At 69.0% G+C, this 18,839-nt stretch carries 20 protein-coding genes; 5 read left to right on the top strand and 15 right to left on the bottom strand.

Going from position 1 to position 18,839, the window contains the following annotated elements; all coding sequences use genetic code 11:
• The first annotated feature begins 77 nt into the window (after positions 1 to 77).
• Positions 78 to 458: a hypothetical protein gene (locus tag BKD26_RS02645; protein ID WP_084895229.1), complete on the top strand. Its 381-nt coding sequence runs from the start codon at positions 78 to 80 to the stop codon at positions 456 to 458.
• A gap of 9 nt (positions 459 to 467) precedes the next feature.
• Here BKD26_RS02645 and BKD26_RS02640 read toward each other — a convergent pair whose 3' ends face one another.
• From BKD26_RS02640 to BKD26_RS02620, 5 genes are all read right to left on the bottom strand, one after another.
• On the bottom strand, positions 468 to 809 hold the full coding sequence (locus BKD26_RS02640; protein WP_107417726.1) for a hypothetical protein: 342 nt from the start codon (positions 807 to 809) through the stop codon (positions 468 to 470).
• Between the two features lie 68 nt (positions 810 to 877).
• The gene (locus BKD26_RS02635; RefSeq protein WP_084895227.1) at positions 878 to 1,165 is read right to left on the bottom strand and encodes a hypothetical protein; all 288 of its coding nucleotides are present in this window, start codon (positions 1,163 to 1,165) and stop codon (positions 878 to 880) included.
• The gene (locus BKD26_RS02630; protein WP_084895225.1) at positions 1,165 to 2,214 is read right to left on the bottom strand and encodes a major capsid protein; all 1,050 of its coding nucleotides are present in this window, start codon (positions 2,212 to 2,214) and stop codon (positions 1,165 to 1,167) included. The genes BKD26_RS02635 and BKD26_RS02630 overlap by 1 nt, the downstream gene beginning before the upstream one ends.
• A gap of 14 nt (positions 2,215 to 2,228) precedes the next feature.
• Positions 2,229 to 2,645: a K structural protein gene (locus BKD26_RS02625; RefSeq protein WP_084895223.1), complete on the bottom strand. Its 417-nt coding sequence runs from the start codon at positions 2,643 to 2,645 to the stop codon at positions 2,229 to 2,231.
• A gap of 106 nt (positions 2,646 to 2,751) precedes the next feature.
• Positions 2,752 to 3,456 carry a hypothetical protein gene (locus BKD26_RS02620; protein ID WP_084895221.1) on the bottom strand — a complete coding sequence of 235 codons (705 nt, stop codon included), beginning with the start codon at positions 3,454 to 3,456 and terminating at the stop codon, positions 2,752 to 2,754.
• Positions 3,457 to 3,575: 119 nt separating this feature from the next.
• Here BKD26_RS02620 and BKD26_RS02615 point away from each other — a divergent pair, with 119 nt between their 5' ends.
• Complete coding sequence (locus tag BKD26_RS02615) at positions 3,576 to 4,628, top strand: nitrilase-related carbon-nitrogen hydrolase (RefSeq protein ID WP_084895220.1); 1,053 nt, start codon at positions 3,576 to 3,578, stop codon at positions 4,626 to 4,628.
• A gap of 28 nt (positions 4,629 to 4,656) precedes the next feature.
• Here the strand turns inward: BKD26_RS02615 and BKD26_RS41925 are convergent, their stop codons facing one another.
• The 9 genes from BKD26_RS41925 to BKD26_RS40060 form a co-directional block, all read right to left on the bottom strand.
• Positions 4,657 to 6,357 (bottom strand): hypothetical protein, encoded by a 1,701-nt coding sequence (locus BKD26_RS41925; RefSeq protein WP_143662598.1) that lies wholly within the window; start codon positions 6,355 to 6,357, stop codon positions 4,657 to 4,659.
• Positions 6,358 to 6,533: 176 nt separating this feature from the next.
• Positions 6,534 to 6,911 (bottom strand): ATP-binding protein, encoded by a 378-nt coding sequence (locus tag BKD26_RS02605; RefSeq protein WP_107417737.1) that lies wholly within the window; start codon positions 6,909 to 6,911, stop codon positions 6,534 to 6,536.
• Between the two features lie 145 nt (positions 6,912 to 7,056).
• Entirely contained in the window at positions 7,057 to 8,550 is a 1,494-nt protein-coding gene (locus BKD26_RS02600; RefSeq protein WP_084895216.1) for a terminase family protein, read from the bottom strand.
• Positions 8,547 to 9,080 carry a hypothetical protein gene (locus BKD26_RS02595; RefSeq protein ID WP_084895214.1) on the bottom strand — a complete coding sequence of 178 codons (534 nt, stop codon included), beginning with the start codon at positions 9,078 to 9,080 and terminating at the stop codon, positions 8,547 to 8,549. The genes BKD26_RS02600 and BKD26_RS02595 overlap by 4 nt, the downstream gene beginning before the upstream one ends.
• A 25-nt stretch (positions 9,081 to 9,105) precedes the next feature.
• A complete protein-coding gene (locus BKD26_RS02590; RefSeq protein ID WP_084895212.1) occupies positions 9,106 to 10,008 on the bottom strand; it encodes a ParB N-terminal domain-containing protein in 903 nt (300 codons plus the stop codon).
• Between the two features lie 2 nt (positions 10,009 to 10,010).
• Positions 10,011 to 11,318, bottom strand: coding sequence for a hypothetical protein (locus tag BKD26_RS02585; protein WP_143662597.1), 1,308 nt, complete (start codon positions 11,316 to 11,318; stop codon positions 10,011 to 10,013).
• A gap of 161 nt (positions 11,319 to 11,479) precedes the next feature.
• Positions 11,480 to 11,881, bottom strand: a complete 402-nt coding sequence (locus BKD26_RS02580; protein ID WP_084895208.1) for a DUF488 family protein — start codon at positions 11,879 to 11,881, stop codon at positions 11,480 to 11,482.
• Between the two features lie 270 nt (positions 11,882 to 12,151).
• Positions 12,152 to 13,273, bottom strand: coding sequence for a ParB/RepB/Spo0J family partition protein (locus BKD26_RS02575; RefSeq protein WP_084895206.1), 1,122 nt, complete (start codon positions 13,271 to 13,273; stop codon positions 12,152 to 12,154).
• 431 nt (positions 13,274 to 13,704) lie between these two features.
• A complete protein-coding gene (locus tag BKD26_RS40060; protein WP_179166377.1) occupies positions 13,705 to 13,881 on the bottom strand; it encodes a hypothetical protein in 177 nt (58 codons plus the stop codon).
• A gap of 241 nt (positions 13,882 to 14,122) precedes the next feature.
• Between BKD26_RS40060 and BKD26_RS02570 the strand changes: the two genes are divergently transcribed.
• Both BKD26_RS02570 and BKD26_RS02565 read left to right on the top strand, forming a co-directional pair.
• Complete coding sequence (locus BKD26_RS02570) at positions 14,123 to 14,656, top strand: hypothetical protein (RefSeq protein ID WP_143662596.1); 534 nt, start codon at positions 14,123 to 14,125, stop codon at positions 14,654 to 14,656.
• Between the two features lies 1 nt (position 14,657).
• A complete protein-coding gene (locus tag BKD26_RS02565) occupies positions 14,658 to 15,440 on the top strand; it encodes a hypothetical protein (RefSeq protein ID WP_084895203.1) in 783 nt (260 codons plus the stop codon).
• On the opposite strand, the gene BKD26_RS02560 is transcribed toward BKD26_RS02565, so the two are convergent.
• Positions 15,437 to 16,414 carry a recombinase family protein gene (locus BKD26_RS02560; RefSeq protein WP_143662595.1) on the bottom strand — a complete coding sequence of 326 codons (978 nt, stop codon included), beginning with the start codon at positions 16,412 to 16,414 and terminating at the stop codon, positions 15,437 to 15,439. The two genes, BKD26_RS02565 and BKD26_RS02560, sit on opposite strands and share 4 nt — an antisense overlap.
• Before the next feature lie 512 nt (positions 16,415 to 16,926).
• Here BKD26_RS02560 and BKD26_RS02550 point away from each other — a divergent pair.
• On the top strand, positions 16,927 to 18,816 hold the full coding sequence (locus BKD26_RS02550; protein WP_179166376.1) for a site-specific integrase: 1,890 nt from the start codon (positions 16,927 to 16,929) through the stop codon (positions 18,814 to 18,816).
• Positions 18,817 to 18,839 lie beyond the last annotated feature (23 nt).

Here is an 18,839-nt window from a genome sequence, read left to right as displayed (position 1 = left end):
GCGGGCCAACGAGGCGGTGAGCACGTTTCGGACCTCACGGAAACGATCAAATCCGGCCACATGGCAGAATCCGATCCATGAACGCGCAAGACTGGAAACTGTCCGTAACGGGAGATAACTGCCCGGAGTGGTGCGCCGGAGACCACGCAGACGAGGACCCGGAGTACGACGCGATCGTGCACGAGTCCACCCCGATCACCGTCGACCTGCCCCCACTGGTCAACGGGGAACGGCTCCACCTCGCGTTCACCACCGTCTCCAGCGAGGACTACAACCGCCAGGACCAGGGCCGCAGCCCCGCCCAGATCGAGCTTGGCGCAGAGTCCGACAAGGACGGCGCCGTGCACGACTATGTACCGGTCCCGTCCGCCGAGGCGCTGGACAAGCTGATCACCGACCTCCGGCGCTCTGCCACCACGCTGGAGCAGTGGCGCGGCCGTCTGCCGTCGGCCGCGTAACCCCGCCGCCTACCGGTAGCGGCGCGTGGGCGCCAGCCACGTCACCGCCATCACCGGCTCCGCTTCTTCCTCCTGGTCGCCGGGGTCGTCGGGGGCGGGGGCCTGGCGTACCTGCTCGATCTGCCGCTCGATGCCGCGCAGGTTCTCCTGCAGGTCCATGGTCACCACGCCGTCCACGGTGACCTTCAGCGGGTCGGCGAGGAGTTTGGCGCGCCGCTCGCCCAGCACCTCGAGCGCGACCGCGCGCACCGACCGCAGGCGGAAGAAGCGGCGTTCCAGGTCGGCCGGGTCGGTGTCCGGGCCGAGCTGCGCGAGCAGCCACGACCGCTGGAACTCGTCCACCAGGATCACGTCCCTCAGTACGAGGCACGGCCCGGAGCCGCTCGGGGAATGGGCTCCAGGCCGTGCGTGTGAGCGTATTACGCAGAGGACGAGCGTCCCCGTCGCGACGCAGTCTTCTTCGCCCCGCCCGCGCTGGCCGTCTCCTCCTGGCCGTCGTCCCTGCTCTCCGACGGCTCCACCCCATCCACCGCAACAGCCTCGTTCGGCTCGTCGCGATCCTCCGGCGGTTCCTCCCACGCGTCCGGGTTGGTGATCAGCTCGGCCACCTCCGGGGCCGGGCTCTCGCCCGGCAGCAGGATCAGCTCCTCCCGCGTGGTCGGGTCCTGTACGTAGACCGCGGCCTTCAGCCGCCCGCGGCCCGCCATCACAGGACCTTCGCCACGATGTGCGCGTCCGGGGTGTGCATGACAGGCATGCCGACCGCGGCGCCCTTGGTCCAGATCTGCACGGGGTCATCCTGGACGCCTCGGGTGATGATCAGGCCGGGGGCGTCCTCCCGGATGATCTCCGGGTTCGATCCGCGCGACAGCACCAGGGCCTCCGCGGTCACCCCGTACATGGTCTGCGCCCACTTCTCTCGCTCCGGCGGCACGAGAATCCACAGGTTCTCGGGCAGCACCTTGCGGGGCTTGCCGTCCACCCGCACCTGGGCCTTGTAGAACTGAATTGGCGGCAGGCTGTAGTTGCCGCGCACCACGTTGATCTGCTGCGGAGTGAGCGTCGCCGACGGCGTGGTCGACGGGGACACCGACCCGTAGTAGGCGGCCCTGTAGGCGTTGTTCGCCGCCAAGTAGCTGAACGCCTTCCGGGAGGTGATCACCAGCTCCGGCTCCGGCGCGCCGATGTCGTCCAGGTGCTGGATCCACCGCAGCTCGTCCGCGATCGGGTCGGAGGCCGGGTCCGACCACGGTATCCGGGCGACCGGCATGTTCTCGGCGGGGACGTTCCAGTCCACCTCCAGCGTCAGGCCGTTCTCCTGTTCCAGCGTGAAGCGGCCGTCCGCGAGCACGTCGCCGGCTGCCAGCTCCAGCCGGGAGCGGATGGCCTCGACGTGCCGTTCCACGTCGTCGTACAGCAGCTCGATCAGCCGGTCCTGGTCCGAGCCGTGCGACGCCTCCAGCAGGATCTGTTCCTGCTCGGAGACGACGAGCTTCTGCCCCAGCGCGGGCAGAGCGCCCTCGCGGGAGGTCTGCCACGCCTCGCGGGTCGCGAACGGCACCGAGGCGTTGAACGCACGGTACTTGGCGACGTTGACGTACCGGCCGGAGTCCTTCGTACGCCACTTCACTTCCCGCATCTCCACGGTCGGGAAAATGGTCTGGGTGAGGAGGAAGTCCTTCGGCGACGGGATCGCCCTGGCGAACGCCGTCAGGTCCATGACCGAGACGTCCTTGAGCAGGTCCTGAATCGTCACAGCTCAGCCCCCACTCACACGAAGCGGATCTGCGCGGCACGCGGGTGCCACACGAGCTGGGACACGTCGATGCCGCCCGGCACCTTCGACGCCTTCACCGCGCCGTGCCACAGCAGCGCGGCCGGAACACGGGTCTGGCCCGGCGCGAACGGGGCCTCGGCGATCACGAAGCCGCGCAGGATCTGGCGGCCGCAGTGCGCCTCCGGGTCGTACGGGCCGTACAGGCCGGACTCCGCGACCCTGCCGACCGGCACGCCGGACAGCACCCGGCCGTACGGGTCGCAGCCGTCGCCGCACACGTAGTGCGTGCCCTCGCAGAACAGGGTCAGGTCGAGGGTGATCGTGTCGACGGAGTCGGTGCCGTGCAGGGACGCCAGCCACTCGCGGTTGGCGGTGGTGTACTCGGACGTCGAGACGGGCTGGATGGTCATGTGCGTGTCTCCATGGACGCTGCGGTCAGATTCCGCACACCGCCCACGGAGGCGATGCCGTCCACGAAGTTCAGGGGGCGTGGTCCCCCAAGGTCTGAGGCCCGGACTATCGGGCTGCGGAGTCGCTGAACTCCGGGATCAGGCCACGGCGCTTGGCCATCTCCAACCCGGCCGAACCGGGCTTGGACACCGACGCCGTACGGGTCGGCCCGCGCCCTGCCGGTGCGCCCGCGGGGGCGGCCGGCACCGGGGTGCGGACCTCACCGAACAGCTCAGGCCGTCGTGCCCGCAGCGCCTCGGCCGCCGACTGGATCTGCGCCTCGTCCGCGTCCTCGTCGTCCACGGCAAGCAGACGCTCCGCGTCCACCAGGTCATCGCCCTCCGCGCCGAGCGCCACGAGCGCGGCCCGGCGAAGCGCCGCCCGCTCCCGCTCGGCGGCCAACTCCTCCCGGCGTGCGGCCTGCAACTCCCGCTCCTGGACTGCCTGCTCTCGGCGCTCTACCTCCGACAACGCGGCCTGCTCGGCCTCCCGCTGCGCCGACACGAACTCGCTCAGCGCCTTGGGAGAGTCGAATCCAAGCGTGGACAACAGACGCTTGATGGCTGCTCGTTCACCCTGCGCCTTCTCCCGGGTGAGCATCTTGCCCAACCGGTCCTGGGTGACCGTGACCTGCTGCTCCTGGCCGCCGTCCGGGGCGTCTTCGAGCTGGTCGTTCGTCTCGTCCTCCGACGAGGCACCGAGAATCGGGTAGATCGGCCGCCCGTCACGGCGGTGGCCGACAGGACGGCGAGGCGGCAGGGGCCGGACCATACATCTCCTCCAGAGCGCGCCCCCGCGCTGCCGATCAGTGTAGCCACCTGCACCGACACGTCCACGAACCCTTGTCCGACCGCCCCCACAGGATGGCCTCGAACAAGGAGGCACCACCCATGACACTCGACCCCTACACCGCTGTCGGGCTCATCCCGGAGATCACCGGGATCCAGCAGCGCGACGACATCGCCGTCAACCTCGACCACCTCTACGCCCTCACCCGCACCGCCGTCTCCCTCGGCGGCCTCGACCACCCCGTCCGCCTGGCCGTCCTGCCCGAAGGCGCGCTCCAGGGCTTCACCGACGAGATCCACGACCTGGACCACGCCACCTACGCCCGCACCTGCGCGATCAGCCTTCCCGGCGCGGAAACGCAAGAACTCGGCCGCTGGGCCCGCGAGTTCAACATCCACATCATGGGCCAGGCCAAGGCCCTCCACCCGGCCTTCCCCGACCGGTACTTCAACGTCGGCTTTGTCATCGACCCCGACGGCGAGATCGTCCTGCGGCACTACAAGCTCGCCCCGCTGCCACCCATGGAGCACAGCCTCAGCCCACACGATGTGCTCGACCAGTGGACCCGTCTCTACGGCCGCAGCCCCGAGGCGTACTGGCCCGTTGCCGACACCGCCATCGGCCGTCTCGGCGTCATGATGGCCAACGAGGCGTCCTACCCGGAGAACGCCCGCGGCCTCGCCCTCGGCGGATGCGAGATCGCCTACCGCACCAGCTACCCGCTGCCCGGCGTCGCCTCCGACGCCTACGACATCCAAAACCGCGCCCGCGCCCTCGATAACACCATGTACGTCCTCGCTCCCAACCCCGCCTCCTACACCGGAGCCGACGTGCAGCGCGTCGACTTCTTCGGCGGCCACTCCACCATCACCGACTACACCGGCCGCACCATCGGCCACCTCGACCACGGCGGCGTCGCTACCTTCGTCACCGCCACCATCGACCTGCCCGCCCTCCGCCGTCAGCGCACCACCGCCGCGTGGACCAACTGGGCCAAGGACCTGCGCACCGAGCTGTTCGCCACCCTCTACGAACAGCCCCTCTACCCGGCCAACCTCTACGCCGACCGCCCGCCGTACAACCACGCCGAATACCGCGAGCACGTCACCGAACCCCAGATCGATCTGATGCGCGCCCGCGGCATCTGGCGCTGACCCCCGCTTCACGCACCCCGAGGCCGCGTCACCGGCCCGCCTCCACGGGCTCCCGCTCGCTCACCTTCCCCACCGGCTTCCTCACCCTGGCCGACCCCGACCCGTCGTCCTCCTTCTGGTCCTCGTCGTCCTCTTCACGCCCGCGCCGAGCAGCGGCCTCCGCCATCCGCACCGCGGCCTCCTGCTCCGCCTTCGCCCTGATCCGCTCCACCTCCTGCGAGGCGTCCTGGATCGGGTACCCGGCCTCCAGCAGCATCGCCACCGCCGTCTCCAGCGACAGCACCCCCGCCCCGTACGCCTTGGCGACCTCCTCCAGCACTGCGCCCCGGTCCGTCGGGGTGTGCGGCGCCCACGCCAGCCGCGCCGGCAGCGTCTCCCCAGCGGTCCAGCCCTCCGCACGCCCGGCCTGGTACAGCCGCTGCACCATCTTGAACAGCAGCCGGTACTTGTGCTCCCTCGCCAACCGCATCATTCCGATCAACGCATCCAGCGGCCCCAGCGCCAGCTTCAACGCGTACCCCGACGGCACCTCTGTGGCCTCCAGCGTCCCGAGCCCGGCCGCCGTCACGCGGCTGTTCGCCGCGATCCGCTCCAGTAGGTGATCCACCCGCGCCCGCAGTTCGGCCAGCTGCGGTGAGGTGTCGAGGGCGTCCATCCGCCCGGTTTCGCCGAGCTGCCACACCGCACCGGCCTTCACCTGGAGCTCCTGCGGCTTGCCCGTCGCCCGGTCCACCGGCAGCCGCGCACCCGCGAGCCCGATGATCGGCGTGCCGGTTGTCGCGGAGGCCGCTGAGCTGTCCGAGTCCGTGGCCGCGAGCTCGTCGAGCGCCTGCAGAACCCGGGCCAGAATCGAGCGTCCCCAGTGCTCTCCGCCGTCGGGGATCGTGTTCGCGATGTGGATCACCGGCACGAAGTCGATCATCAGATCCAGCCGGTTCAGCTCCGTGCCGTCCGGCCGCACCCGGAAGCTCGCCTTGTCCATCGGCAGCCGGTCCAGCGTCTCACCGTTCTTCAGATCCTCCAGCAGCCACTCCGCGTCCGTGAGGTAGCACGTCACGTTGGACATCCGACCCGGCTCCCACGGGTACTGCCGCCCACCAGCCGCAGCACCGTCCTCGCCGTTCTCGGAGATCGGACCTAGCTCGTACGTCACACGCCGCACCCGGGCCTTCAAACCGGCGTCGTCGTCCGCCGGCAGCTCCCACGCCAGATGCACCCGCCTGGGAAAGTCCTCGTCCTCATCGCCCCACTGAGGGAAGAAGAACCCCGGATCGTAGACCCGCAACGTCGGCCGCTGCTTCTCCGGATTCCACGCCAGCACCATCACGCTGTCCCCGAGCAGCACCGCCGCCCGCTCCGCCTGCTGGACCCGAAAGGTCAGCAGCTCCTTGTCCGCCCACTTCCGCAACCGGTCCTGGACCGCAGCGGCCTCCGCCGCACCGGGCGTCGGCGTCTCCGCATCGGCGTGCTCCGCGCCCTCGACCGTGACCTTCTGCTCCGAACCGAGGAGGTAGCCGAGCGCAGTGTCCACGAGGTTCGCCGCGTCGCCCAGCTCCCGCCGCTCCAGCGCGCTCGCATCGCCACCGGCCGCCGCGAGCTGCCCGGCCTGGTTGTTGTCGTACGACGCCAGCACCTTGTACGCAGCCAGCCGCCGCAACTCATGCGGCGGCACCCACGTCTTGGCCAGCTCGGGGAACGCGCGACTGCCCGGACGGCCAGCTTCGGCCATCACCGGCTTGTAGTTCAGCCAAGACCACGCGTCGATCACCAATTGGCGCAGGCCCACATCCACTCCAAGGAGGTCGGCCCCGCGCCTTCAGCAACCCTAGCCCCCGCCCACCAGCCCCCCACGTGACGCCCAAGCACCCATGGCCATGCCTCAGCAGCCCCTCCCCGCGGGGTCGGCTACCGGGACAGCAAGGCCCTCACGGTCTTGCCGCCGTCTCCCGTGCCGGTGACCGTGACGCTGCGAGCCAGCCGGTGAACCATCGGCCAGCCGAAACCACCGGTTCCCCCGTTCAAGTCCGGTGTACGCATCCGCGGTCGGGCCGGGCTGGGGTCGGCCACGGCAACCTCGATGGCGTCCCGTCGGGCAGCGAGACGCAGCGAACAGACGCCTCCCGCATGCCGCAGAGCATTGGTGACCAGTTCGGAAACGACCAGCACGACTGTGTCGGTGGCCTCCGGGGCGACGGTCGGCTCCAGAGCCTCCAGGAATGCACGGGCCATGCCACGGGCTTCCGCGACAGCCGCTGGCTGCGCCTCCGTGATGGACAAGGTCATGGCAGCCGGGGCAGTAGCGACGTCGATCCCTGCGCGGTACATCACACTCACCCCGGTCTCGGTCGTCCGCAGCATGGCGCTGCTCCTTGCACCCGTTTGCCCTGAAAGAAGATCCCTAACGGTTCAAACGCGATCACCTCGTCCATCAGCGCCGACCGCTCAGCCGCTGGTCATCCCCTCCACGTGGTGGTGGCATCGTCGGATCAAGGAACAGATCCCACAGCGCCCACACCGCCGAGTCCAGCAGGTCCGGCGAGTCCTCCGTCTCCCCCTGACCGACGAACGTGGTCATCTGCTCCTCCAGCTCCGCGAACCGCCGAGCCGGGCCAACATGAGACACCCGAGCCTGCTCGTACAGCTGGGCGGCCGGGGCCGCCCGCGCCCGCTTCCCTCTGGTGGCATGAACGATGCGCCAGTTCACTGTCGGGTCCACCTGCTCCAGGAGAGCGGGCAGGTAGTCGCCGCCGTTGTTCGCCTCGATGACCACGCAGTCCGCCCGGTGCTCGTGGTACAGCGTGGCGGCCCGCTTCATCGCCTGCGTCGGCGTGTACCGGTCCTGCTCACAGTGCAGCAGATACCCGCGGGGCCGGTCGTCCCCGAACATCGTCTCCACCGGGAACCCGCGCCCCGCCACCGTGAACGCCGTCATGTCCGCGTTCTCGTGGCTCTTGGTCGCCGGGTCCACGGACACCACCACTCGTTGGAGGTCCGGTAGATGCTCGGGCCGGGGCCGGAAGCCCTCGACCTCCAGCATCCAGCCCTTCCAGAGCGCGCCTTCCACGTCCTCGAGTAGCTCGCCGGACAGCTCCTGACGGCCCAGCCGGGTGCCGGCGTACTCCTCCTCCAGCTCCTCGCGGGCCGCCGCCGACAGGTTCGCGTCGTTCTCCCGCATGTGCCCGCGGGTCAGCACCACCCTCGGCGGCGCCCCTCCCTCCTGATGCGCCTTCTCCTGCTCCCGGCCGCGCTCAACGAGCCGCTTCACGTGTGGGAGCGGCTTGGGCGTCGTGGAGATGACGACCTGCGGCGTGTCCGCCTCACGCAGGCAGAACCACAGCATGTCGTAGACCTCCTGCGCGGTGTGCCGCGACCAGGCCGCGTACTCGTCCAGCCACGCCTTGTCGAATGCCCAGCCACGCAGGTTGTCCGGCGTCTCCGCACCGAACCCCCGGATCAGCGTGCCGTTCGTCAGCCGGAGCGTCGTCTCACCGAGCGACGAGTTGTACTTCGCTATCTCCTCCGGCGGGAACACCGACAGCAGCCCCGACTTCGGGGACTCGAAGCAGACATCGCGCACCAGCGTCGCGTTCTTCGCCACCACCGCGATCTGCAACCCTGGCGTCTGCGCCCACTCCCTCACCGCCTCCGCCGCCGTCCGCGACTTCCCCCACCCACGGCCGGTGAGCAGCATCCACACCGTCCACAGCCACAGCGGCTGACGCTGCGCAGCACGGGCATGGTGATGCAGCCACCCCGCGTGCGGCAGCCCATCGCAGTTCGGGACCTCGCACGCCCACCTGCGCGCCGACAGCTCGTCGGCCCGTACTAGTGCCGCGACCTCAGCCTTCAACTGCTCGTCGCTCATCACCGACGGGTCCGCGAACCCCTCGACCATGCGGCGCTTGGCCCGGCCGCGGCTCACTGCGCGCCCTCCGACAACCGGCGCTCCAGCTCACGGCGAAGCTGATCCATCCGGGCCCGGCGCTCCTCGTCCGACAAGGAGGCGACGTCCACGCCCTGGTCCCGGTCCTCGACCGTCCCGGCCGCTGGTGCCTCACCCACGGCCCGCCGTTCGATCTCCGCCGCAACCTGGATGTAGCGCAGCAGCTCCGACGGCGATAGCTCCCGCGGGTCGAGCGTCTGGAGCCGCGCGACCGCCTTGCTCTGCACGGCCTGCGCCAACTTCGCGTGCCTGCGGGCGATGTCCCGCCGCGCCTGCGCCTGCTCCGCGAGGAACAGCCGGTCCTGCTCTCGGTCGTAGGCCGCAGCCCGCATCACCCATGCGAACTGCCGCGACCACCGCCCCAGCAAGGACCGAGACTTATCCAACTCGCGTGCCGCTTTCGTGACACTCCGCGCCGGGCCGAGATCGCGGTACACGGCGAACGCCTCGAACGCCTGGACCGACTCCCCGCTCTGCCGCTCCCAGGACTCCACGGTGCCCTCGGCCACCGCTCACCTCCTGGCCGACGGCCGACTAGTTGCTCTGTGCGGCCAGGACTTCCAGCACCCGCCACGGCTCGTCGGCCGGCACGGTGCCGTCCTGCACCATCCGGTCGATGGCCGCCCGCACGACGGCGGCTGTCTCCACCGGCACGTCCCGAACGCCGAACACCGTCTCCAGCGGCGCCGTCCCCGCCCGGGTCGCCTCCCCGGTAGCCGAGTCGAACCAGCCCTCGGCCAGCTCGCCCAGGTGCCGCTCGAACACAGCGAGGATCACGCCGAGCGCCGTCGCGCTGTTGCCGATCTTGTACGCGGCTCGGGAGGTCTCCAGCGCATCGAGCACCGGCTCGTACTGCTCCAGCCCGGCCACCCACCGCTGGTCCGCCGTCGCCGTCGACCGGGCCGCGTCGAACGCGGCCTCCGCCCGCTCCAGCTCATCGGGCAGGAACATGAACTGCACGCTGGCGAAGTCGAGGTTCGCCTCGCCCAGGGAGGCGACGTCCACCTTCTCCAGCAGATCCAGGGCTTTGTCGTCCAAGCCCGTGTACTGCCGCCATTCCACCGACTCCAGCTCGTCGTACAGCTCCTTGAGGATCGCCGGATCGTCCTGCCCGGCGATGGCGTTGTGCGAGAGCTGGAGCGCGATCTGCCGCTGGCGGGGCAGCGGCTCGTCTATCTGCATCCACCAGATCTGCGACAGGCCGGCTTCGATCGCGGCGAGCGTGCGGTGGTTGCCGGACAGGACGACCAGCCGCCCCGTCTCGCGGTCGTTCCACACCAGCGGCGTCGAGGTTAGGCAGCCGTCACGCTCGATGTTCGCCACGAGCTGCCGGAACTGCTCGTGCGGCAGGAACCGCGCGTTGACGTCAAGCAGCGTCAGCGAGCGCGGGTCGCCCTGCACCATCTGCGGCGGGGCGAGGCGCGTGGTCTCCTCCATGGTCAGACTCCCGTCTTCGTCGTCGGGGCGCCCCACCGCTTCGCCCACATCTCAAGGGCCTCGGCCAGCGTGTGCTGGCCCATAGCCCCCTGGTACTGGAGCTGGAACTTCCAGCCGTCCTCGTTCGACGGGCTGCGCTTGTGCAGCCGCAGCAGCCCGCGGTACTTCATCGACACCGGGTTATTGCTGAACGCCGTCGTCGCCACCCGCCGGATCCGCCGCGAGAACGCCCGCTGGCACAGCAACTGCGCCTCGGCGCTGGTGGCCGCGAGCACGATCAGCTTCGACAGCCGCGGATAGTCGGTCGGAGCGACCGCGAAGTCCGAGAGCACGTACGCCTCGTCCGGCGTGAACGTGCTCGGAGCCATCGCGAACACGCCCAGGAGCCGCCCGCCGCCGTCCTTCACCGCGACGGCCAGGTTCGCCGCACCCGGCGCGATCTTCGGGTTGAGGTACCGGGAGCGCAACGCGTTGAACTGGCCGGGCTTCAGCAACGACAGCCTCAGCGGACCGACGAGTTGGTCACCCTCGCGCAGGCGCGGGACCTTCACCGGCTCGATCGGCTGGCGCGGAGCGACGATCCTCGTCCGGGCCTGACTGGCGTACACGTAGAAGGGAGCAGCGCGTGGCGTCGCCTTGATCACGCCGCGCAAGTAGGGGTGCAGCTCGGGCACGTCGTGGTTGGAGGCCGTCAGCCAGTACGGCCGGTCCGTGATCGCGCCGAGCACGCCGACCACGTCGTCGTCGGACAGCGGCTCGTACTCGGACGCGTCCCAGGTGAAGTGCGCCTCCAGCGGCTCGTACAGCTTCTCGTAGCCGCCGCCGTAGAAGGGAGGGAAGGAGCACACCGGGGCGTCCCGGGGAACCTTCTGGAGCCAGGAGCGCACGTCCTCCACCTCGTAGGAGGCGAGTTCGATGTCCGAGCCGGACAGCCGCTCGACTGTCTCGGCGTGCTTGGCCTTCCACTGCTCCCGGTAGGAGCGCACCACCCGCTCGTGCCACAGCCCTTCGCGGCCGACGCTGGCGAGGAACCGAGTGCCGAGCATGAGCGTGGCGACGGTGCCGACACCGTCGTCCAAGGAGTCCGCGAGCCAGCCGAGTACGTCTCGGCTCTCCTCGCGGAGCTGGATGCCGACCGGCTGCCGGGTGAGCCACCGGCCGACCGCGCTGGTGTAGATGGACACGTCGGAGGAGTGGAGGGCGAAGCCCATGCCGGCCACGCTGCGCTCGATAGTGAAGTTGCCGCAGCACGGGACATACACGGGGCCGCTGGGCCACTGGCTGGCGGTCTCACGCACGATGGAGCGCATGGGGCCCGGGATGGTGCCCTGGAACATCTCTCGCCTCCCGACGAACAACAGCGCCCGGCCTCAGCGGGGTGCCGGGGCCGGGCGCTGCGCTGGAACCTTACACAAGGAGCAGGCAGCTCCTTGGAATCATGTCACCTATCTTTAGAGCGCGGTTCCGACGCTCAGATCAAGGTGCCCTGCTGGTCCATCGGGGACAACTCGCGCACGTCGTCCCCCGTGACGTCCTTCCACCAGGCGGCGAACACGCGGCGGTGGCACCACAGGCCCGGCTTGGCCAGGTCCTCGAAGCAGAGCAGCACCAGGCGGTGATCGCCCTCGGCCTGCGTGATCTGCCGCAGCCGCGCGGCGATCCGCTCGGGCCCGAGCTGGTCGAGGTCGGCCCGGTACGCCGTCGTGAACTCAGGCTCAGGCCGGGAGAGGTAGTCCCGACGCGGCGCAAGCTCCCGCACCGAGTGGGTGAGGGAGTAGGGGAGTTTGAACCGGGGAGCGCCCAGGGTGATGCGTACCGGCACCCCTTGCGGGGGCTGGAACGCCTGGAACCGGTTGGTGAACAGGGTGAGCACGTGGCCATTCCTTTCATGGTGCTCAGATGCCGGGGGCGTCGGCGTCGCCGGCGGCCCCGGTGACCGATGATGCCGCCCGCTCGGGCCTTCGGGGGCCTGAGCGGCACCGGGCGCGTAGGGAGATTCCCCCTGCGCGCCCGGCCCGGGCCGAAACGGGTTGGAACTCGGAGAGGAATTCAAGCGGAAAGAGCGCGGCCGGAATTCCGGCCGCGCCCACTCACCCAAACCCGCAGGAGAGGAGGGGCGCGACCGCCGCCGCGCCCCTCCGTTCTACTTCGCTGCCGCTTCCGGCTTCTTGGCGGGCGTCCGGCGCGCCGGGGCCTTCGCGCCCGTGGCCGTGCGTGCCGCGGGCTTCGGGCCGGGCTTGGCCGCCGCCTTCCTCGCCGTGGACTGCGGCTCGTCCGCCGCCTTCACCTCGGGCTTGGCCGCTGCCTCGGTCTTCTTCGCAGCCGCCGCCTCCTGCTGGACCTCCACGGCGGCCTTGTTGAACTCCTCGGCCATGGCCCGCTGGATTCCCTGCGCCTTGCTCAGCAGGTTCCGCACCATCTGCACCTTGGCGTACAGGCGGCCGACGACCCGCAGGTGACGGGCGAGGTCGTCACCGAGGATGACGGCCAGGTCCTCCGGCTTCTTCTCCGCCAGCTCTTCCAGCAGCGGGATCAGGACCTCCTCCGCCTTGCCGAGCCCGTCCTTCGCCTTGGCCTTGGCCTTCTTCTGCTTCTCCTGCTCCTCGGCGGTCGGCGCCTTCTCGTTGGTGAGGGAGGTCTGCTGCTCCATCATCTTGAGGCCGTTGGCGAAGTGCTGCGCCTCGGCCTCACTGTCGAAGTCGCCGCGCACGTACCGCATGGCCGCCACCATCTGGTTCGCCGGGTTGAGCTGGGCGATGTGCCAGGCGAGGTTGTTCTTGATCTGCCCCTGGTCGACCATCTCGGCCACCTCGGGGCGCAGGGTGAGCAGGCCCAGCCGCCAGGTGATGTGGGTCTCGGTCTTGCCGAACTGCTTGGCGATCTTCGCCGGGGTCCATCCGGCGGCCTTGAGGTCGGCGTACGCCCCGGCCTCCTCCATGATGGTCATGTCCGCCCGGTTGACGTTCTCAGCGATGCTGAGGACGTACGCCTCTTCCTCGGTGGCACCCTCGACGACCTTCGCCGGGATGACCTCCAGGCCGGCCGCCTGGCAGGACCGCCAGCGCCGCTCGCCCGCGATCAGCATGTAAGGGGCCTTGGCGCCCTCGACCGGTCGGACGACGATCGGCTGGAGGAGGCCGTTCTCCTTGATGCTGTTGGTCAGCTCGTCCTGCGCCTCCTCCGAGAAGAACTTCCTCGGCTGCTCCGGGTTGGGAGCGATCTCGCTGACCTTGATGTTGATGAACTCGACCTTGCTGTCAGCCATTTCCCCGCGCCTTTCGTGAATTCCGTTTGGGGTGCTTCCCTTTGCTCTTACACTTATATCTTAATGGCGAATACCACCAAAGCAAGTTCAGAACTCTTTTAATTCAAGGGAATTAAGAAAGGGGAATTCGCTGCATTTCGAATTCCCCTTTCCGGCTGCGGAAACGAGAGAGCCCGCCACGACCAAGCGGTCACGGCGGGCTGGCTCCCGTCACGCACCCCGACGGCCACACCGGACGGCCGACTCCTCGCCGGGTGGGGCGCGGGGGGGGGTCGGCCACCCGGCGAGGAGTAGGGAAGGACGCCGCTCACGCGACGCTGCCGTGCGGGCTCCTGCGGCTGCCGTACCCGCCCGGCACGTCAAAACGTACAACAGCTCGTCAAAAATGTCACCTATTTCGCTGGTTAAGGGCAGGCCGCCCTAACTGACCGTCAGGTCTCACCCCCGCTACGTCCGCCGCCGCGCTTCCGCCTTTCCAGGAGCGCCATCGCCTCAACCACCTTGCGGGCGTCGCCCCCCGCCGTCTTGTTCGACGCCCCTCTCAGCACCCGCGGGGCCCCCTTCGCGACCTCAGTAATCTCACGTTCGTCAACCTCGGACATCGACATGCGGTTCCTCCCGTGCACGGCGTGCGCGCCGCTCCGCCCGCCCTGATGCGACTCCTCGGGGCGCCCGCCGACGGCAGGCGCGCGGGAGGGCAAGCCGGTGCCCGCTCACCGGTCGCCGCTCCGCCGAGAAACTGTGCGACAAACCCTATAACCCCCGCCACCTGCGATGTAGTCTGATCTTCGCGGTTGTTACCGGTCGGTCGCACCGCCGGAGCATACGACACAGCCAGAGATGACGGACATGGCAGACACCCAGGACACCGGGCAGGCCCTGAGCCTTCAGGCGAAGCTGATTGCCCTGCTCAGGCTGCGCCGTGACCCCGATGGCTTCACACCCAGTGCGCGGGACATCTCCAACGCCACCCGTAAGGCGCCGGGAGCCTCCGTCTCCCACGGCCAAGTAACCAGCCTCTTCAACGGGTCGAGCGGCAACCCCACGACCTCGACCATCGGAGCTGTGGCCGACGCCCTCGGCGCGCCGGCCGCCTTCCTCCTGCCAGGAGCCGAGTGGGACGACCTGACCGCACTCTCCGTCTTCGTGTCGCGACCCGAGGCACGTGAAGTCCTGCGTTTAATGCTGGGCCTTGAAGTGCAGGACATTCTTGAAATCAGCTCAACGCTCCGGGAGATCCGTCGCCGGGAGGGACTGCCAGAGGACGTCCCGGCGATCCCCCCACCTCCCCCCGGCGTCGACCAGCCCCGCGAGGGGCGTCCGCGCCGCCGGAGCTTGCACGAAGCCGCTGAGCGGGCAGCGGATTACCTGGAAGGACGCTGACGTGGATGGCCCGATCTTCGGCCTGTGCTCGGTGCTCACCCTGGTGAGCACCGCGATTGCTCTCGTTCGAGCCGTCGCCCAGCGGAGACGAAAGGGCGACTACTTCCGTGTAGCGCGCCGCGCCCATGTCGTCGCGCTGGCAAGCGGCTTCGTCGGTTCCGTGCTGGCGATCCCGGTCGTGGCGGAGGTCGCAGACAGAGCGACGATGGCCGAACTGTCCTCGCTCATCTCGGACATCGCTGCGGTGATCTTCTGCGCGAGCCTCCAGGTCCTGATCATCGACTGGGAGTACCGGGAACTGCCCCACGACGCCAGCATCGCGTGCCGCATCGGCTTCGTCGTCGTGGTTTCCGGCCTACTGATCTGGCAGTTCCGCCGGACCGACCCGGCACGACTCGGCCTGGATCTGTCGACCTCGTACGCGCAGTTCAGTGATGTCCGCACCTACATGCTGACGTACCTCGGCTTCTTCGCGGCAGCCGGCGCCGAGGTGGCGGTGCGCGCCGCGAAGCTCGCGCGCGGCGCGTGGGAGCGGGGCCGTGCGGCGGGCACCGGCCTGGCCGTGGCGGCGGCCGGGGCGGCGTTCGGTGTCCTCTACGCCGTTAGCCGAGGAGGCTACATACTCGCCTACGAGAGCGGCCACGCCTGGCCGCTGGCGCTGGACAACGTCATCAGCCCCGCGCTGGCGGGGCTGTCCATTGGGTGCGTGGCGACCGGGCTGTCGATGGCCGTGCTCAGCAACAGCCGCCGCTCGGAACCGCTGCGCCGCAGCGTGAACGTCTAGGCGGAGCGCGGCTCCGCCTCGGCGGCACCCCACTGCCGCCACGTGAAGGCAACCCGGTCCCCGTCCACGGTGCGCGAGCCCCTAGACGCGGCCGGGTACACGGCGATCTGCTCCAGCAGAAGGACGATGAGGCCCTTCTTTGCCTTCAGCGGCGCGTGCTTCCACCAGCGCACGAGATCCGGGATGTCCCCCACGGGGACGTGCTTGACCTGCTTCAGGAACCGGGCCTGCGTCGACTTCTCCCGGATCAGGTTCGTCAACTCCTTGTCGGCGGCCTTGAAGGCGGCCAGCGACATGCTCGAACCCGCGGCGTAGTCCGCACCCAGCTTCTTCTGTCGTCGGCGAGCCGCTGCGACCTGCTTGTCCAAATCCTTCGCCTGGGCAAGCAGTTCCTCCCGTGCGGCGCCGATCAGCTCCGCAACCTCCGGCTTGGCCAGCTCACCAAGGACTTGTTCACCGACGTACTTCTCGTACAGGTCGGCGTTGATGCGGACCTTGCCACAGCCGCCCGGATGCTGAGGGGAGCTCGGCGGGCAGCGGTGCCCACGGGCTCCGGCGTTCGACGGCGACGCCCCGAGCGTGTGGCCACACAGGCCGCAGACGCTGAGTGGGCCGGAGAGAAGGTACTCGCGCTGGTCAGCGCGCTCCTTGCCTGCGCCTTCGGCCTGCTTCATGGCGCGGATGGCAAGGAAGTCCTCAACGGGGATGATCCGAGGCCCGCCGCTGTCGACCAGCTCACCGTCCTCGGTCTCCATCAAACCGGCTATGGCCGGGTGGTGAAGCACGCCGGCCAGCACATCAGGCTTGAACTTGTTGCCCAACGTGGTGCGGTAGCCCGCTTCGCTCATCCACTCCGTGATCGCGGGCCAGCTCTGTCTCAGCAGCCGCCGCGAGGCGGCGGCCCGGATGCCCTCCGCCTCCGCCTCGCGCACGCGCCGGTACGCCATGTCCTCAAAACCGTAGAGCCTTGGCATGATCTCGACCCCTCTACCCGACCCCCTACATGCACTAATTTACCAGCGAGATAGGTCACACTCTTGATAGAACAACGAACACCTCAAATCGCGCATTACCCCTGATCATGGACTCACCTCCGTACGAGGCTCGACACCCAGCACCCTCCACAGCTCAGCCGTTGGAACCCGGACCGTCCCCCCAAGAGGGAGCGTCCTGACGGGGAACGTGCCCGCCCTGATCAACTCGTACGCCTTGTCGCGGCCAATGCCCAGTGCACGTCCCGCTGTTGTGACATTGACCGTGGCCGGGAGAGCAAGTAGCTCCTCCAGCCGCATGGCTCCGGTCGGTCCGCCCGCTTCATGAGCAGTCATCGTTGGTCGCCTGTCTCCCCCGCGCCAACTTGTCAGCAACTTTACAACGCTGTCCGACACCCCCAGCAAGATCGAAAGAGATCACGCCAGACACGTACGGATACGTACGACACCGAGGGCTGGCTGTGAGCCAAGCAACAGACCAGCAGGGGGTCGGAGTGTTTGAGCCGAGCTACTACCGGCGGTGCCAGTGCAAGGGGCCGCTCAAGGACAAGGAGGGCAACCCGGTCCTCGACGCGGACGGCAAGCCGAAGATCGGGGACATCGGGCTGACGTGCCCGAAGCTCGGCAAGGGACACGGCACCTGGTACTTCTACTTCGAGGCAGAGCGCGGCGAGGGCAACAAGCGCGCCCGCATACGCCGAGGCGGCTTCACCAAGCTGGATGACGCCAAGAAGAAGGCCAAGGAGCTGTACGACGCGGCCACGGCCGGCACCGACGTACTCTCCGACGAGACGTGCGGCGACTTCTTCCTCCGGTGGATCAAGGCGAAGAAGTCCCTCGCCCGCACCACCCGCCACGGCTACGAGGAGCACATCAACAACTACCTCCTCCCTCACCTCGGGCACATCAAGCGCCGAGACCTCAAGGTCCGGCACCTCGACAAGATGTACGACGCGATCGAGAAGGAGAACGCCGAGCGGATCCTGCACCGTCTCCGCGTCGATCAGCTCCAGAAGGACCGGGACGCCGCGCACCAAGCCTGGGTGAAGACGGCGGGCTACGCCAAGAGGGAGGAGCGCCGCGCCGCCCGCCGCGCCTTCCTCGACGCAAATGCGGCGCTCCGCGAGGGCAAGAAGGGGCTGCGGAAAGTCACCTCCGCTGCCACCATGCACCGCATCAACGACACGCTCAGTTCGGCGCTGTCCTGGGGGATCAAGCGGGAGCAGGCGTTCTCCAAGAACTGGGCTCAGCTCGTGGAGCTGCCGCCGGTCACCCGGCCGAAGCCGCTCGTCTGGACGCCCGAGCGCATCGAGCACTGGAAGCGCACCGGCGAGAAGCCTGGCCCGGTCATGGTGTGGACCCCCGAGCTGACCGGCGAATTTCTGGACTTCGTCAAGACCGACTGGCTGTACGAGCTGTGGCACACCTTCGTCTTTAACGGCCCCCGCCGCGGTGAGATGGCCGCGCTGCCCTGGACCGAGGTCAACACCGACGCCCTTTGGATGCGGATCTCCCAGCAGATCGTGGAAGTCGCCTACAAGCTGTACGGCGAAGCGCCGAAGGCCGACAGCGTCCGCACCGTCTCACTGAGCCTGGAGTCCGGCGACAACTTCGTCAGCTTCCGTGCGAAGCAGGAGCAGAAGCGCCAGGAGTGGGGAGACGCCTACGTCGAGACCGGCCGCGTGTGGACGCACGAGAATGGCGAGGCACTCCACCCCGACTGGATCTCCCGCCGCTTCACCCGCCTCGTAGAGCTGTCCGGCCTACCCCCGGTCCGCCTGCACGACCTACGCCACCTCGCGGCCACCCTGTCTCTCCTCGCCGGTAACGACATCAAGGTGGTCCAGGAGAAGCTGGGGCACTCCTCGCGCCAGATCACCTCCGACACCTACACCAGCGTGCTACCCGAGATGATGCGAGCCGAGGCCGAGTCGGTCATGGCCGTCGTCCCCCGCGAAGTCCCCTTCGAGGTGCGCACCCCGCTCACGATCCCCGAAAGGGCCTGGCAGGGCGACATCGCCGTCTTCTTCGCCCACGGCGCACGGCAGTCAGGCGACACCTGGGCCGTTGGAGCGCAGACCCAACCCGACTCCGATCTCCTCGGCATGATCACCCTCGCCGGCCGGGGCCAGGACGACGCCGCCAACGCGGCCGTGAAGTGGATACGCGACCACTGCACCGCTAACGACCTGGAGCTGGTCCGCGTCGAGAAGTTCAACGACCGGTACCCGGAGGAGCAGCGAGCGGACTTCTCGCTCACGCGCTTCACGATCGCCCGCGCCGAGGCACCGGGCCTGGACGACTGGGCGCTTCCGACGGGCCTGCCGCCCGCGGCGTCCCGGACCGCACGCCGGGCTTCGAATGGGCGTCGGAAGGCGGCGTGAGGGCCCCTGTGTCCCCTGATCCG

The sequence above is a fragment of the Streptomyces sp. CB03238 genome, from assembly GCF_002099185.1.
Taxonomy (GTDB): domain Bacteria; phylum Actinomycetota; class Actinomycetes; order Streptomycetales; family Streptomycetaceae; genus Streptomyces.
The sequence above is the reverse complement of the archived record's forward strand: the minus strand, read 5'-3'. Positions and strand labels throughout refer to the sequence as shown.

Excerpts from the sequence above, each read along its gene's own strand:
- BKD26_RS02645 (WP_084895229.1), top strand. The coding sequence starts at position 78 with ATGAACGCGCAAGACTGGAAACTGTCCGTAACGGGAGATAACTGCCCG.
- BKD26_RS02635 (WP_084895227.1), bottom strand. The coding sequence starts at position 1,165 with ATGGCGGGCCGCGGGCGGCTGAAGGCCGCGGTCTACGTACAGGACCCG.
- BKD26_RS02625 (WP_084895223.1), bottom strand. The coding sequence starts at position 2,645 with ATGACCATCCAGCCCGTCTCGACGTCCGAGTACACCACCGCCAACCGC.
- BKD26_RS02620 (WP_084895221.1), bottom strand. The coding sequence starts at position 3,456 with ATGGTCCGGCCCCTGCCGCCTCGCCGTCCTGTCGGCCACCGCCGTGAC.
- BKD26_RS02615 (WP_084895220.1), top strand. The coding sequence starts at position 3,576 with ATGACACTCGACCCCTACACCGCTGTCGGGCTCATCCCGGAGATCACC.
- BKD26_RS41925 (WP_143662598.1), bottom strand. The coding sequence starts at position 6,357 with ATGGCCGAAGCTGGCCGTCCGGGCAGTCGCGCGTTCCCCGAGCTGGCC.
- BKD26_RS02605 (WP_107417737.1), bottom strand. The coding sequence starts at position 6,911 with ATGACCTTGTCCATCACGGAGGCGCAGCCAGCGGCTGTCGCGGAAGCC.
- BKD26_RS02590 (WP_084895212.1), bottom strand. The coding sequence starts at position 10,008 with ATGGAGGAGACCACGCGCCTCGCCCCGCCGCAGATGGTGCAGGGCGAC.
- BKD26_RS02585 (WP_143662597.1), bottom strand. The coding sequence starts at position 11,318 with ATGCGCTCCATCGTGCGTGAGACCGCCAGCCAGTGGCCCAGCGGCCCC.
- BKD26_RS02575 (WP_084895206.1), bottom strand. The coding sequence starts at position 13,273 with ATGGCTGACAGCAAGGTCGAGTTCATCAACATCAAGGTCAGCGAGATC.
- BKD26_RS40060 (WP_179166377.1), bottom strand. The coding sequence starts at position 13,881 with ATGTCGATGTCCGAGGTTGACGAACGTGAGATTACTGAGGTCGCGAAG.
- BKD26_RS02570 (WP_143662596.1), top strand. The coding sequence starts at position 14,123 with ATGGCAGACACCCAGGACACCGGGCAGGCCCTGAGCCTTCAGGCGAAG.
- BKD26_RS02560 (WP_143662595.1), bottom strand. The coding sequence starts at position 16,414 with ATGCCAAGGCTCTACGGTTTTGAGGACATGGCGTACCGGCGCGTGCGC.